We start from the raw sequence: 16142 nt of genomic DNA, 5'->3' as shown, positions 1-16142 counted from the left end.
AGAATTAAAGTGGCGCGATAGACATCGCGGGTATGCACTGCGCCAACAACATATCGTCATTTCCTAGCTACACTTAGCCTTATCCTATGGGTTTTTCTCTCGCGTAATGTGGATCAAGCTATGGCAACAATTACATTTTATGGTGCCGCTCAGGAGGTAACTGGGTCATGCCACGTTATTCGTTCTACTGAGCTTGGCGATGTCATGCTAGATTGTGGAATGCATCAAGGGATGAGAGCCAAGCATTTGATTTCTCGTGAACAGTTTGCGTTTAATCCAGCTAGTATTGATGTGGTTATCCTATCCCATGTGCATTTAGACCATTCTGGCAGGTTACCTTCTTTACTCCATGACGGATTTTCCGGCCCGATTTATTGTACCGAAGCATCGGCACAACTATTGCCCATTATGTTGTTTGATGCTTTGAGCTTGTATGAAAACGATTTACGTCGCGAAAACCGCAAGCGAGCACGTAAGGGGCTTGCTGACATTGAAGCACAATATTCAAAAGAAGATGTACTTGATGTACTGGATTGTTTAAGACCCATCGCATATCAGCAGCGTGTGCAAATTGGGCCAGATGCATTTTTATGTTTTCATGATGCAGGGCATATATTGGGGTCTGCCATTGTCGAACTTGTTATGACTGACAATGGTAAACAGAAAAAGCTCGTTTTTTCAGGCGATCTGGGTAATACCGATACAGTGCTAATGAAAGACCCTGCCTATTTGGATGAGGCTGATATTGTGTTGATGGAAGGCACTTATGGCGATCGTGAACATCGCTCTTTAGGTGATACACAAACGCAACTTAAGGACGTGCTCCATGATGCCTTTGTTAAAGGTGGCAATGTGATGATCCCGGCATTTGCGCTAGGACGAGCTCAGGAACTCTTGCTCTATCTTGGCAAGTTACAGCAGACCGGCGATCTTGATAATTGGCAGGTTTTTTTAGATAGCCCAATGGCGATTGAGGTGACGGAGGTTTATGACCAATGGTTGCCAACGCTTGACTGTGAGGGCGTTAAAGCGTTGTGCTCAGGAGAGCAAACGCTACTCAAGAACTTTCTTTCGACTTTGCATTTGATGGTCGATGCAGAGGACTCTATGGCAATCAACAAGATCAGTCGTGGCGCTTTGATTATTGCTGGCAGTGGTATGTGTTCCGGGGGGCGTATCACTCATCACTTTAAACATCGAATTTGGGATAACCGAAATACCGTTATTTTTGTTGGTTATCAAGCCAATGGCACGCTGGGCCGATTATTGGTTGACGGTGCGCAACACATAAAACTATTTGGTGATGACATTATTGTCAAAGCGAATATCGAAACCTTGAATGGCTTTTCAGCGCATGCTGGGCAGGTTGCACTGATTAGTTGGATTAGCCACTTTAAAGGTCACCCTAAAGTTGTGTTGTTACACGGTGAACCGGATGCTTTAACTGCCTTGGCGGCAAAATTAGAGCAGTTGCATGGTATTAAAGCTGATATTCCGATCCTTGGCGATACTATTGAGTTTTAGTCAGTGGTTGTTTAGCTTAATTGCCCCTGCTATTGGCTGTTAGGCCTCAATAAAATAAGTGAGCGCAGTCAGACACTTTCTAACAGATTTATGAGGATTATTGCATTTTTGTTATGGTAGACTGTCCAAGTTAACTTGCTCTTGGTTTAAGAGCGCAGTATGGATAATGGAAGTCTTATGAATAAAAATTATAAATCTCTCTCATCAATTATTTGCTCTAGCACAATTCTTGGTTTGTCACTTGCATCGTCGCTTGTAAATGCCGATCCCATTGATGATCTCATCAAAAGTAAAATGAGTGAAAGGCATATCCCGGGTGTACAGCTTGTTGTTGTTAAAGACGATAAAGTGGTGAAGCAAGCTGAATATGGTTTTGCAGATCTGCAACATCAAGTGCCTGTCACGAAAAAAACGCTTTTCCCGATAAACTCAATGACCAAAGCCTTTACAGGTGTGGCAATTGTACAGTTGGCTGAAAAAGGTGTTTTGAAAATTGATGATGAAGTGGGCAAGCACCTGCCTGATTTACCTGAAACTTGGAAAGCGCTAAAAATTAATCAATTGATGGGGCATAGCACGGGCCTACCCTATATTTTAGAATCAAATTATCCAGTGGATACCATCATAGCCAATGATGCCGAAGCATCTTGGTTAGAAGTACAAAAACGGCCGTTTCAGTTTAAGCCAAATTCTCGTTTTGCATATAACCAAACAGGTTATGTGATCTTAGGTAAAATCATTGATAAATATGTGCCCGAAGGCTTTCCTAATTACATCACAAACATGCAGTTCAAACCTTCAAGCATGACACAGACTGCTCAGGCTGGGTTTGATAATCTAGAACTCATGGTACCGCATCAAGCTCGCCAATATATGCATCTCGGTGACGGCAAATATAAAAATGTCTACATAGAGTTCCCGTATATATTGAGAACCGCAGCAGGTATGAGTTCAACGGCAACTGAATTGGCAAATTACCTGACGACTTTACAACAAGCAAAGCTGGTCAAAAACCTCGATTCGTTATGGACCCCAGTTAAGTTAAATAGTGGTCGTACCGAAGGGTTTAACAATTTCGAAAATGGTTATGCCATGGGCTGGCAGGTAGTTCAACGTAAATATCATCCAGCGATTAGTGCCAGTGGCGCCAATGCGGCCACGATGATCACTTATCCGCAAGATAAGGTGTCAGTTGTTGTACTGACTAACTTGTTAGGCGGTATGCCTATTGAATTTGTTGATGAAATCGCAGCACACTATATTCCCGACTTTTCTTCTGAAGTTAAGAAAAAAGCCTACCAGCCAATGGATTACCTTAAAGAGTTGACGAAAAAGCAAGGCTTTGAACATTTTGCTCAGACGTTTGCGCAAGCGCAAGCCGATACTGGTGTGATGTACGACTTAGAAATGGTGGTTGGCTGGGGTAATCAATTGCTTGAAAAAGGTCAAGTTGATGATGCGATTGCCGTGTTTAAGGTGGCGCTTTCATTCAACGAAACGCAGCCTTATTTCCTTAGCAGCTTGGCCGAAGCTTATGAAATGAAAAAAGAATACGATGTGGCGCTCAACTATTATCAGCGTATTTTGAACATTAACCCCAACAGCAAGTACGCCAGTGAGCAAATTGCGAGAGTAAAAGGCCTTTTATAAGTTTTTAATCAGTGCCAATAAGTTGCTTATTGGCACTGGTTTGCTGGTGTGAATATGGCTTAAGCGAAGCTAACGGCTACCATAGTCACGGTTAATATTGCCAACCCTTATTCGATAACTTTCAAATAGTTGTGTTTTTCCTAGTTGTTGTGCCGTTTGATGCGCTTCAAACTCGCGCCACGTTTTGATGGCTTGCTCCGTTTGCCAAAACGATAAAGAAAGAAATTTGTCAGGGTCGGTTAAACTCTGAAACCGTTCAATACTAATAAAACCATCAATTTGCTCTAGTGCGCTTTTGAGTGAGTGTGCGAGTTGAAAATAGTCTGTTTTGCCTGTGGCCGTTGGTGTTACTTCAAAAATAACGGCAATCATTTTTTGGGCTCCGTCAGTTTTAAATAACTCTCTGGCAGCGCTCTTAAAAAAGAGCGTTTTTCGCTGATGATAAAACGAGCTTGCTTGGCGAAATCGAAGTTATTTGCACCCTGCGTAGATTGACGTAATGTTGTTCGATATTGCTCGTAATGGGCCAAAGAGTCGAAGCTGATCAATCCATAAGCGGTATCGTTAGTACCTTCATGGGGAAGAAAATAGCCCAATAGCTCACCGCCACATTGAGGAATGATCTGTCCCCAGTTTTTGGCATACTCTTCAAATTGCGCGATTTGAAAAGGATCGATTTGGTATTCAATAAAGCATGTGATTTTCATAATAGTTGTCTCTTGTGTTGTTTTACGTCAGTCTACGGAAAATCAAAATGCTTGCTTCGATGATGGTCGAAGTATGGAGTCAAAGTTGGAACCAAACATTGCTTTTGTTGCGAGCCTAATAGCCGATAACGCACGCGCTAAAATGCTGACTGCGCTGATGAGCGGTAAAGCCTTAACCGCCACTGAGTTAGCTTTGGAAGCGGATATAACCGCGCAAACGGCAAGCAGCCACTTATCAAAACTGTTGGATGGTGAACTACTTATCGTCAGAAAGCAGGGACGACACAAGTATTTTCAATTGAAGAATAGTCATGTCGCCGAGTTAATAGAAAAACTACTTAATGTCGGTGCAACGCTTGTAAATGAACGGGCGAAAACTGGGCCTCAAGACCCAAGCTTAAGAAAGGCGCGGGTATGTTATGACCACTTGGCGGGTGAAATGGGTGTCGCTTTATTTGACGCTTTGATTGCACGTGAAGTTTTACTCGAGCAAGATGAACAGATCATGGTGACGCAAAAAGGCGTGGATTTTTTTAGCCAGTTAGGTGCAGATTTTGATGAGATTTATAAGTCGCGTAGACCGGTTTGTAAGGCGTGTTTAGATTGGAGCGAACGCAGAAGTCATCTTGCTGGTAGTTTAGGTAAGTGGATCTTGGATGAAGTGTTACAACAACGATGGGCGTCACAAAACTTAGATTCTAGGGTCCTGGAATTTACGCCAAATGGCATACGGTCATTTTGTAACGCATTTGGGCTGACTCACAATGCATTCGTTAAGTAGTGGCTTGGTAACGAGTACCAAGCCAGCAAAATTAGCAATTAATTGCCTTGATTGAGTTGTGTGAGCTTATCACCCACAGGCTTAGAGAAGTTGTAGCCGTCAAATTTATCCCAGTTAATCGACCATGTCATTACACCACCAAAGTTCGGGTAGCGTTTACTAGGTACAATCGACGAGCAATTTGTACCTTTGATAAGACAGTCTAAAGCTGCCGTGATATTACCAATCGGTGCTTGCCCCGAGTTGGCCGATTTAGGGCCTGATGGTAGGCCAATAGCTACTTGGTCGTCACGCAGTGGCATAAAGCGTGAACCGTCAGCTAAGTCGAATCCTTCCACAAGCATTTTTGCATGGGCAACCATCATGTTGATAGAGCCTTCAGGCGCACTGCCTGACTCATAAGGGTTCGGTAAACCGCCGTTGTTGTAAAGCTGAACATGCAATAGATCTAGGGTGTCTCTCAGTTCGTTGATCAGAGGAATGTAAGCGCCCCAAATTCCTGAATAAGCAATCATGCCACCGTGTACATAAGGATGCTCAGGTGCCATGGTGAGGACCATATCACCGCCAATGTTTTGTTCAATTTGTTTTAATGCGCGAGGTAAACGAGCCTGTATTTGCGAACCATGGACCATGTTTGAACCGCTTTCAAGGTCGATGTCTAGGCCGTCAAATCCCCACTCTTTAATGATGTCAGTTAGGCTAGCCACAAAGTTGGCTTCGTCACTGTCCGTGTTAAGTGTAATAGTACCTTCGGCACCGCCTAAGCTCAGTACAAACACCTTACCTTGTGCTTGCAAGTTCTTCATATCTTGCTTGAATTGCGCTGGATCGACTGGCGGACAGTTTGAGTGAATGTCTTTTTCAAACAGGTTGAAGTGCACCGTACCATTAGAATTTCTGTCGTTGTCGGCAAAGGCAATATCAATAATGTCCCATGCATCGGAAATTTGGTTTAGTGGAATAGGGCAACCGGCTGGATTGACAAAGTTGTGCCAATAGCCAATCAACTTGTGGGTTTTACCCAGAGGTTTATCGATAACTTTAATGCTCACGCCTTCGCTCTGCGCTGTGTTGCCTAGGTTATCTTTAGCAGTTGCTATAATCGTCTTGCTACCCAAGCTAGCTGGTGTGTATGTGGCTGCATAAGGCGCACTGGTATCCGTCGAAATAACGACACCGTCCACAGCAAAGCTCACCTGCGTTACCTGTCCAAGCAAGGCTGAAGCATCGGCTTTTATCTGCACCGTATTGCCTAAAGTCAGCTGGCTGCCTGCGCTTGGTGAGGTAATAGAAGTAACAAGCGGTTTATCCGTTACGATGACAGTTTGTGCCTTGTTTGTGCTGTTTCCTTCGTTGTCTGTTGCAATGGCTTTTAGCGAAATGGCACCGAGTTGTTGTGCCTGCCAAGTAACGGTGTAGGGTGCCTGTGTGAGGCTGGCGAGTAAGGTGTCATTGGCGTATAGCTCAACTTGACTGACTTGTCCGTCGGCATCTAGTGCTTGTACGGTAACATCGTATTGATTGCCTTTGAGTAAGGTGCTGTTTGGTGCGGGTGTTACAAAGCTGACTTCTGGTGCAATGGCGCAAATACCTTGGTCGGTCCATGCATCTTGCCAGTATTGTCCAACTCCTGGTTCATACGCCCATAATGCGGATGAGCTACACCACGGGCCTATATCACAAAGGTACTTATGATTGTTATGCGATACCAGATCGCCCGCACTGTAGTTGCCGCCTGCTTGATAAGCAGGAATATTGACACAACCACCAGAGCTTGGCTCTGTCACATTTACTGAAACGATCGCGCTGGCAGTAGCGCCTTTATCATCGGTGGCAACGGCTTTGATTTGTTGTTTACCCACAGTGGCTTGCCAATCATATTCATAAGGCGTCAGCGTATCGGTGGCGAGCAATGTGTTGTTGAGCCAAAATTCAACAGACTTCACTTCACCATCACGGTCTTTGGCATCGGCACTAATGCGCACAGACTCACCTTTTTTAAATTGCGCATTGTTCGCTGGGCTTAGCAGTTCCACAGTGGGTGGCAGGTTTTCCATGCCATTGCGAACTGTCAGCTGTGCTAGGGCGCTGCTTGTTGTCGCCCCTTTATCATCGGTTGCAACTGCGCTCACCACATATTGTCCTGCAACGGTTTGCCATGTGACCTTGTACGGTGTTTGTATCGCGACACCGAGGGATTGTGAGTCTAGAAAGAACTCTACTTGGGCAACTTGACCGTCCGGGTCACTCGCTTGCGCACTAAAAACAGCGCTGTCATTTTCGGATAAAACAGAACCATCCGCAGGGCTTGTTAGGTTAACAACGGGAGCTTGGTTGCCGCCACAAGTGCCTAAATTTTTCCAGACAGAGTAAGGGGCAGAGTTATCTGATGGCAGTTCGTTCAAAGTCCACCACTGTGCTTCGAATGCCTCATTGTTTTGTTTTACTTGATGGCCCTTAAGATAGACTGTACTACTTGACCAAGCCGTTAACCCATCGCAGTTATACGCGAGTGCTTGAATTGGCAACATACTGGCACCCAGCATGGCGTTCACTAGTATCGTTTTTTTAGATATATTCATGATGTTTCCTTTACAGTTGTATTATTTTTGCACAAGGCAGATTTCAGCATATAACCTAGGTACATGTTAATCAATTGTGATTTGGTTATAAGCGTCCATGTTTTGGGCATAATGCGCCGTGGTGCAACAGCGATAGGGAGATCATGATCTATCTGTTATACTCTCTAATCTTGTTCGTACAAAACGCGGTTGTTTTGCTGCGGAATAAGCGCAGTTGGCTTAATAGAAACCCCTGTGTTCTATTAGGGCTTATGCCTACTGTAGTTGTCCTATCTTTTTGTTGACGATAAGCCCCAACACACGAGAGTTTAAATGACATTTTCTGACTTGGGATTATCACCCTCTATCGTTCAATGTATTACAGAAAAAGGCTATACAGAGCCAACACCTATCCAAGCAAAAGGTATTCCCGCGGTTTTGACTGGCCGTGACGTAATGGCTGCTGCACAAACTGGTACGGGTAAAACAGCAGCATTTACTTTACCGATTATTGAGCAATTACTGCATCATGAGCGCCCTAGAGCGAACCAAGCATTGGCTTTAGTACTCGCTCCAACTAGAGAGTTGGCGTTACAAATAGCTGAAAACGTCGAAGCGTACAGCCAAGGTACGCGCTTGCGTTCTGCTGTGGTGTATGGCGGGGTTAAAATTAACCCACAAATGATGCAATTGCGCAAAGGTGTAGATATTCTAATTGCGACTCCGGGCCGTTTATTAGACTTGTTCAACCAAAACGCGGTTAAGTTTAATCAGTTGACGACTTTGGTGTTAGATGAAGCCGACCGTATGCTGGATATGGGTTTTATCCATGACATTAAAAAGATCATCAAGCTATTGCCTAAGAAGCGTCAAAATTTGCTGTTTTCAGCAACTTTTTCTGATCCGATCCAAGAGCTTGCCAAAGGTTTGATTGTTGATCCACTTGAAGTGTCGGTCACACCGAAAAATGCGGCGTCTAAAACAGTGACTCAGTTTGCCTATGGTGTAGATAAATCGAGTAAAACCAAATTACTTAGCCATTTGATTCGCAGTAAAAAGTGGCAGCAAGTTTTGGTCTTTTGCCGCACCAAACACGGCGCAAACCGATTAGTGACGCAGTTGGAGAGAGACAAAATCTCTGGCGCGGCCATCCATGGTAATAAGTCACAAGCCGCTCGTGTAAAAGCGTTAAATGGTTTTAAATCGGGCGAGATTTCGGTGCTGGTTGCAACCGATATTGTGGCGCGAGGCCTGGATATTGCGGAACTCCCTTATGTGGTTAACTATGACTTACCGAATGTTTACGAAGACTATGTGCACCGGATTGGCCGAACAGGGCGTGCGGGCAGTGATGGCTTGGCTGTGTCATTTGTAACCAGTGATGATGCTAATGATCTTTACGGTATTGAACGTTTTATTGGCGCTTTGATCCCAAGAGCACATGAAGCGGGCTTTGAGCCGACTCATCCGGTTCCAGAAAAAGAACTGGACACACGGCCGGTTAAAGCGAAAAAGCCAAAGAAACCGAAAAAGCCGAATGAAAATCATGATCACCAAGCCGTGGATCACACTAAACGTCAGCAAAACCCGGCGGCAAAACGTGCTAAACCAAGCAACAACAAGGATAAACAATCGCAGCGTGTGCAAAACGCGATTGATAATCCAACCAATGCTAAACCTAAGCGTCGCCGTTTTAGGCCTAAAGCAAAAGTGTAAATAAGGACTGCATCTTCACAACTAGTTCGTGCTAGAGTAGCTAAATCGCCGTGGATAAATCACGGCTTTTTCTTATGATGCAACTCAGACAAGCAAAGGAACATCATGACGGACTATGCACTGGCCTGTATTGGTATTGCGATTTTTGTTTACTCAATTAGCGTTCGACAACTAAAACGTGCTGAGCTGACAGGGCCCATCTGGTTTGTTTCACTGGGTGGCCTGCTTGGCTGGTGGTTTAATGGCTCGTTATATTTTCAAATTCACGACAGCGACTTAGTCCTCCCTGTCATTGAAATTACATTGGCGATTGTTTTGTTCAGCGATGCTGCAAAAACACGCCTGCGTGTGTTACTTCATTCGTTTCAACTTCCCCTACTTTTGTTGGTGGTGGCATTGCCGCTCACCATGCTACTCGGCACTTTGTTTGCTCATTGGATCTTGGGGTTATCTTGGCTATATGCCGCGTTGCTCGCGGTGATCATCACGCCCACGGATGCCGCATTATGTAAAGGTTTTATCACACAGAAAAAGGTCCCAGAGAAGCTCAGAGAAGCAATTAATATTGAGAGTGGTCTCAATGATGGTCTGTGTATTCCCATTTTTATTTTTGTTCTAGCGGTGATCATGGGCAATGCGCAAGCAAGCTGGTTGGAACTCGTGGGGTTATTTAGCAAAGAAGTAGGCGTGGCTTTGGTTGTGAGTGGCTCGATGACATTTGCCGCGATAAAGCTCATTGAAGTGGCGCACGCAAAGCATCTGTTTGCCCTTAATTCCAGTCCATTTTTATTTGTCGGTATTGCCATCGCCATTTTTTCTTTAACGCAGACATTGCATGGCAGTGGTTTTATCGCCGTTTTTGTCAGTGGGTTATTATTTGATAGGTTTTATCAACATACCTTCAAAGATCAGCTGATTGAAGACAGTGAACACATTGCCGATTTCGCTACTTTTTTAATTTGGGTGCTCTTCGGTATGGTGGTCAGCCAGATCATTTTATTGAGTGATAGCTGGTTACCTTGGTTGTATGCCATGCTTGCAATGTCTGTGACTCGCATCATACCTGTGTTGCTCAGTCTAGTAACAACGCGACTAAGCTTCAGTGAAAAATTGACTTTGGCTTGGTTTGGGCCCAAAGGATTGGCATCGGTTATTTTGACTTTGATGTTATTGCAAGCGGGTATTGATGGTACTCAATTGATAGCCGAAGTGGCAGCATACACCATTTTATTAAGCGTATTTTTACATGGTGTGAGTACACGGCCTATTGCGTTGCGTTTTTTCCAAAATTAAATTTTCAGTATTTTATTTATTCCAATTTAAGGGATAAATTAGTGAGTCACAAATAGGTTAACTTTCTGAAATAAAAAGTAATAATTCTAGTTGGTAGAATGGGTGGTTTTTAGAGTTTGCACTCAAACTGTCATCTAGCTGAAATTAAAAAGTCATAATACCGCCCTAAACTGTGCCGCGTTTGGTCAGTTGCGATTTTAGCAACTGAAAGTTCACGTTACAGGAAATTAACCATGAATAAGAAGTTGCTGGCTGTTGCCGTATCTGCTGTTTTACTATCAGCATGTAATGATGATGACACTAAAACCGTTCAAGTCATTAAAGAAGTAGAAGTTGTAAAAGAAGTTGAAGTACCTGCCAAGCCAGTGACTTCAGTGAAAAATGTGATCTTAATGATCGGTGATGGTATGGGCGCTCAGCAAGTAGGCTTGCTTGAAGAATACGCACGTCGCGCACCAAACTCGACTTACAACGCTCGCGGCAATCAAACTTCACTGTCTAAGTTAGCAAATGCAGGCCATTTAGGTTTGTCATTAAACGCACCTTTTGGCCCTAATGGCAGCTTGGTGACTGACTCGGCATGTTCAGCTACTCAGCTAGCAACAGGTAAAGCCGCTGGCTCTGAGATGATTGGTTTGGACGACCAAGGTTATATTGTTGAAACAATCTTAGAAAAAGCGAAAAAAGCAGGAAAAGCAACGGGGCTAGTATCGGATACGCGTATTACGCATGCAACGCCTGCAGCATTTGCAGCACACCAACCGCACCGTTCATATGAGCCTGAAATTGCAGAGCAATTAATTGAAGGTGGTATGGTTGATGTTCTGTTATCTGGCGGTGCACGTGTGTTTATGCCTTCAGATATAAAGACGGATGAAGCAGATAGAAAAGTTATGGCTGATTTGGGTGCACCGTCTAGCGTGTATAAAAAATCGAAACGTAGCGATGACCGTAACTTAGTTGTAGAAGCAAAGGAACAGCATGGTTATTCATTGGCATTTGACAAATCTCAACTAGCTAGCAGTGACGCGACTAAACTTCTGGGTTTATTTGCTAACTCTGGTATGGCCGATGGTATTGCCTATAAAGCATGTAAAGCAGCTAACAGTTGTACACAACCTTCGTTAAAAGAAATGACAGTGAAAGCGTTAGATATCTTGTCAAAAGATGAAGATGGTTTCTTCTTGATGATTGAAGGTGGTCAAATCGACTGGGCAGGTCACGCAAACGATGCCGGCTGGATGCTAAACGAGTTATTAAAGTTTGATGAAGCGGTTGAAGCGGTATATGAGTGGGTTAAAGATCGTAACGATACACTTGTTGTTGTGACAGCAGACCACGAGACTGGTAGCTTTGGTTTCAGTTACTCTCGTAAGAACTATCCAAAAGAGGGTGAGCAGCTTCCTGGTGATGGTATGAACGGCAAGTTGTACAAGCCAAACTTTAACTTCGGTTCACTGAGTCATTTAGATAAGTTATATAACCAATCAGGCACATTCTTCGATATGATGGATGCGGCGAATGCAGCTTGGGATTTTGAAGTTGCACAGCCAAAAGATTGGATGGATGCAGTTAATAAGTACAGTTTATACAAAGTAAACATGGATCAAGCAACCGAGATCAGTGCGCGTGAAGATAATGAATATTATGATTCAGAACATTCGTATCAAAGTGCAGAAAGAGTACCGCGCTTTAATGATTTCAAAGAGTTCTATGTTTACGCGGATGAAGACTACACAGGCAAGATCGCTCGTGCTCTAGCTGCTGACCAAAATGTTGTTTGGGGTACTGGTACCCACACCGCGGCGCCGGTTCCTGTCTATGCATTTGGTCCTGAGGGTGTAACTAAGCAGTTTTCAACGATGCAGCATCACGTAGAAATCGGTCAGAAAATGATGAAAGCACTTGGCGTGGCTGAAGAGTAATTGATTTAGTAAGTAAAGTCCCCCAGACTTTCTTTTCCAAGCCACCTTCGGGTGGCTTTTTTAGTTGTCTAACAGCGTTAAAAATTCATCTTTCGGCATGGGTTTGGCGTAAAAATAGCCTTGACCGAAATCGCAACCGGCTTGTTTCAATATTTGATGTTGTACTTCTGTTTCAATCCCTTCCGCGATCACTTGCAACCCCAATTGGTGGGCCATCATGATCATAGCTTCGCATAACGCGAGATCGTCACGGCTGTGGGCAATGCCATCCACAAAACGCTTATCGATTTTGATGTAATCCGTATCCATCTGCTTTAAATAAGCCAGTGATGAGTAGCCAGTACCAAAATCGTCCAGTGCCAAAGAAAAACCCTGCTCAGTCAGCGCTTGCAGTCTTTTTTGCGTTCTGGACTGGGCATTCATCATCAAACCTTCAGTGATCTCAATGACGATATGCTCTGGTGAAAGTTGATAATTTTGTATTGTTTTTTGCCAGCGGCTGACATGGCATTGCTTAGAAGTAAACTGCACGGGTGACACGTTGATACTAAGCTGAACATGTTTGCCTAATGCATGTACATCAAGGAGTGTTTTACAGGCACTATCAAAGATAAAGTCGCCAATTTTATGAATGAGCTGCGTTTCTTCCGCCAGAGGAATAAAGTTATCTGGGCGGATCATGCCTTTTGTTGGATGTAGCCAGCGGATAAGCGCTTCGGCTTTCACCACCTTTTTATCTTGTAAACACACGATAGGTTGGTAATACAGACTAAATTGCTTTTGTTGCACCGCGATACGCAAATCTTTAAGTAAATTCATCCGAATTTCAGCTTGCTCGCGCATTTCACTGCTAAAGAACGCGTAACCACTGCGACCTTGTTGCTTTGCCAAATACATGGCCTGATCGGCTGCTTTAAGTAAGAGTTCACTACTCGTGCCGTCTTTTGGAGAGCGTGATATGCCAATGCTCGCACTAATGTGGCATTGTTCGTTATCCAGCTCAATGGCAGGTTGTAAGTAAGCCAATACTTTATCTGCTAACTCTCCTAGCGCATCATCACAGGTATAGCTGTCGGTAACGAGTACAAACTCATCACCACCAATTCGAGAGATCAGGCTGCATTCGTCACTTAATCTATTTAAGCGCGTAGCCACTTCGCTCAACAATTGATCGCCGTAGTAATGACCTAAGGTGTCATTAATATCTTTAAAGTGATCAAGATCGAGGAGCAAAATTGCGATCGGGTGATGCGTTTCTTCAAGCCTACTTTGCAAGTGACCTTTTAATTGATTACGGTTAGCCAGCTCCGTGAGTTGGTCAAAATGGGCTTGATGCCAGATCAACTCATCTTGTTTTTTCTTTTCCGTGATGTCAGTAAAAATGGCCACTCGGCGATAGGCATCGCCATTGGCATCATACACGCTATTGATTGTGAGCCATTCTGTGTAAAGCTCACCACTTTTGCGGCGATTTATAATTTCCCCCTGCCATTTTCCAACGGTTTCGAGTTGATGCCACATATTTTTGTAAAAGGCCTGCTCATGTTTACCTGAGCCAAGTAGGGCGGTGGTTTTACCTATCACTTCCGCACGTTTATAACCTGTTACATGACTGAAAGCAGGGTTAGTATCAAGGATGTAGCCATTTGCATCGGTGATCACCATGCCTTCGCTGCTGTTGTTGTAAACAAGTGCCGCGAGATTAATCGCTTCTTCTTGTTTTTTACGCTGGCTAATATCTCGAATAACCAGTATCGCTTGCTGGTGGCGAGCAATAGGACTGAGTCGACACTCGAATACGCGTCGCAAATCGTTTTCAATAATTGAAAACTCAAACTGGCAATGTGACTTTTCATCTAGCGTATTGAGTAATTTCGCTAGGCGTTTAAAGGTATGCTCAGGAAATAAATCGGATAGTGAATTAGCTCTTAATGCAAAATCGCCATGTCGAGTCAAAATGTTACCTTGTTTGTCGATCCTCAGGTAACTGTCAGGAAGAGAACTCAGTAGTGCGCTTAGTTCTGCATGTTTGTGAGCAAGCGCTGACTCCACGCTCAATCGAATGTTCGCCATTTGTTCAAATTGAGCGGCAATGGCTTTAAATTCAGGTGTCTGAGAATGTGCGGACCAACTCACCGGTTGTCCTTGGGAAAGCGCATTAATGGCGTCAACTAAGCGCTCCAGCGGCTTTAAAATGATCCTTTGTAAATTCCACTGTGCTTGCCATATCAACACCGCAATGGCCAACACAAATAGCGCGAGTATGATCGCGACCTCTTGGTTCGCATAGTTAATGGCGTGCTCAAAGGGCAACGAGATAAAGATGGTCAATGTATTTTGTTGATTATCCATCTCAAGTGGTAGTGAATAATAAAACCGCCTTTCGTTTTTTTGATCAGGCAATATATGTATTGTATTTGGTGATATTTCTGGCCAACTTTGATTACTCGGTGTACCCAGTAGGCCGGGATGGTAAGGTGAATGCGCAATAATGTTATTATCGATATCGCTGAGCATCACTTGGCTTCCCTTAGGTAAATTCAACTCGTCGAGTGTTTTACTCCAATGATCAAGCGGCTTAACAGCGACTAACACAGATTTAAGGCTATTACCGTCATCAAAAACAGGCATTGCGAAGTTGACCGTTGTGCGATGTACCGAGCGATCGGTTTGAAATTGGCCTATTGTGAACTGCTGAGTTTCAAGTACAGTTTGGAAGTACTTTCGATCGTTAATATTGATATTATTTTGATGATTACTCAACGTGCAGAGAACTCTGCCATCTAACGCGACAATACCGATATTCGCGATATCTTCAGACAATAAGCGAGCGTGACTTAGCAAGGCGGGGCAAGGGCCATCGCTAAAGTGAACGATATCTTGCTGTAATGCCAATTTGCTCAGTTGTTTTTTGGTGTGCTCAATATCTGCCAGTTGCACTGATGCAACCTGTTTCGCTAATAAGAGGGCGTGATGTTCGCTTTGCTCTAAGATTTCAGATCGCTCATCTAACAGCTGGATCAAGATCACGATCAAGCCAGGAAGACAAAGAAGAAAAAGCAAACGGTAGAATCGTTGCGGTATTGATAAATTAGAAATAACCACACCCAAGCGCGTAAAATGAAAAGCATCATATAATACTAAACAGTGAGCTGTACCTACAAGTATTTGGGAGTTTTTTCGTAAATTTAACGCGTGTTCGTGACGAATTTATCTTCACTTTCTTGCGCCTGAATTTGGAATTTTTTATTTTATGGTCTGCTAAATTCCTGTAATTTTTTTGTTAGTTGGTATCAAATTTTTTGCCTTCCCACTTTTTTCCACCTAATTCATAGACTTTGCGTAAAGCCGCATTTTTTCTGGCTTTAAAAGCCATATCCATGTCCATATTTGCTTGACAAAAAGTGCTGTCAAGCCCTAGACTGTACTATTGTGGTAAAAAGTGGTTTTTAGTGGATCAAATTGGATCTTGAGCGCTAGATGGAGTAAAGGTTGGTTTTTTAATGTTCAAAGGTGCAAGCTCGCTGAGCTTAGATGACAAAGGGCGTTTTGCGGTACCAACCAAGTACCGTCAGCAACTGCTGTCTGAAGAACAGGGCGCACTGATCTGCACTATTGCTATTAATGAACCATGCTTGTGGTTGTACCCAATGAGCGAATGGTACGAAATCGAAGCTCGCTTACAAAAACTATCCAATATGAACCCGAGGGCAAGGCGGTTACAACGTATGCTTTTGGGCCACGCGACTGAATATCAATTAGACAAAAATGGCCGCATTTTATTAGCACCATCGTTACGCACCCATGCTGGGCTGAGTAAAAAGATCATGCTAGTGGGGCTGTTAAACAAATTTGAGATCTGGGATGAAGATCGTTGGCATCAACAAATGCAGCTTGATACAGAGCTGGAGCGTAGTGGTGACTTTGAATCGTCTGAAGAACTCGATAATTTTTCGTTGTAGTAAAAGAAAAGGCTAATTTT

11 protein-coding genes are annotated in these 16142 nt (G+C 43.7%); 7 read left to right on the top strand and 4 right to left on the bottom strand.

From position 1 onward, the window contains the following. Window positions 1–120 precede the first annotated feature (120 nt). Window positions 121–1524, top strand: a complete 1404-nt coding sequence (locus AC5FX4_RS00155) for an MBL fold metallo-hydrolase RNA specificity domain-containing protein (RefSeq protein ID WP_493604549.1) — start codon at window positions 121–123, stop codon at window positions 1522–1524. 177 nt (window positions 1525–1701) lie between these two features. Beyond that, window positions 1702–3174, top strand: a complete 1473-nt coding sequence (locus AC5FX4_RS00150) for a serine hydrolase domain-containing protein (protein ID WP_493604548.1) — start codon at window positions 1702–1704, stop codon at window positions 3172–3174. A gap of 69 nt (window positions 3175–3243) precedes the next feature. Here AC5FX4_RS00150 and AC5FX4_RS00145 read toward each other — a convergent pair whose 3' ends face one another. Beyond that, window positions 3244–3546 (bottom strand): antibiotic biosynthesis monooxygenase family protein, encoded by a 303-nt coding sequence (locus AC5FX4_RS00145; RefSeq protein WP_493604547.1) that lies wholly within the window; start codon window positions 3544–3546, stop codon window positions 3244–3246. Further along, window positions 3543–3881 carry an NIPSNAP family protein gene (locus AC5FX4_RS00140; RefSeq protein WP_493604546.1) on the bottom strand — a complete coding sequence of 113 codons (339 nt, stop codon included), beginning with the start codon at window positions 3879–3881 and terminating at the stop codon, window positions 3543–3545. Before AC5FX4_RS00140 ends, AC5FX4_RS00145 begins: the two co-directional genes overlap by 4 nt. A 73-nt stretch (window positions 3882–3954) precedes the next feature. Here AC5FX4_RS00140 and AC5FX4_RS00135 point away from each other — a divergent pair, with 73 nt between their 5' ends. Continuing rightward, entirely contained in the window at window positions 3955–4662 is a 708-nt protein-coding gene (locus AC5FX4_RS00135) for an ArsR/SmtB family transcription factor (RefSeq protein WP_493604545.1), read from the top strand. Between the two features lie 38 nt (window positions 4663–4700). On the opposite strand, the gene AC5FX4_RS00130 is transcribed toward AC5FX4_RS00135, so the two are convergent. Further along, entirely contained in the window at window positions 4701–7247 is a 2547-nt protein-coding gene (locus AC5FX4_RS00130; protein ID WP_493604544.1) for an Ig-like domain-containing protein, read from the bottom strand. Window positions 7248–7559: 312 nt separating this feature from the next. Between AC5FX4_RS00130 and AC5FX4_RS00125 the strand changes: the two genes are divergently transcribed. From AC5FX4_RS00125 to AC5FX4_RS00115, 3 genes are all read left to right on the top strand, one after another. Further along, a complete protein-coding gene (locus AC5FX4_RS00125; RefSeq protein WP_493604543.1) occupies window positions 7560–8942 on the top strand; it encodes a DEAD/DEAH box helicase in 1383 nt (460 codons plus the stop codon). 105 nt (window positions 8943–9047) lie between these two features. Then, the gene (locus AC5FX4_RS00120) at window positions 9048–10235 is read left to right on the top strand and encodes a cation:proton antiporter (protein WP_493604542.1); all 1188 of its coding nucleotides are present in this window, start codon (window positions 9048–9050) and stop codon (window positions 10233–10235) included. 233 nt (window positions 10236–10468) lie between these two features. Further along, window positions 10469–12160, top strand: a complete 1692-nt coding sequence (locus AC5FX4_RS00115; protein WP_493604541.1) for an alkaline phosphatase — start codon at window positions 10469–10471, stop codon at window positions 12158–12160. Between the two features lie 60 nt (window positions 12161–12220). On the opposite strand, the gene AC5FX4_RS00110 is transcribed toward AC5FX4_RS00115, so the two are convergent. Further along, window positions 12221–15190, bottom strand: a complete 2970-nt coding sequence (locus tag AC5FX4_RS00110) for a bifunctional diguanylate cyclase/phosphodiesterase (protein WP_493604540.1) — start codon at window positions 15188–15190, stop codon at window positions 12221–12223. A 473-nt stretch (window positions 15191–15663) separates the two neighbouring features. Between AC5FX4_RS00110 and mraZ the strand changes: the two genes are divergently transcribed. After that, a complete protein-coding gene (gene mraZ, locus AC5FX4_RS00105; protein WP_476292724.1) occupies window positions 15664–16122 on the top strand; it encodes a division/cell wall cluster transcriptional repressor MraZ in 459 nt (152 codons plus the stop codon). The last annotated feature ends 20 nt before the right edge of the window (window positions 16123–16142 follow it).

This window comes from Pseudoalteromonas sp. ATL1 (assembly GCF_058933015.1).
The sequence above is the reverse complement of the archived record's forward strand: the minus strand, read 5'-3'. Positions and strand labels throughout refer to the sequence as shown.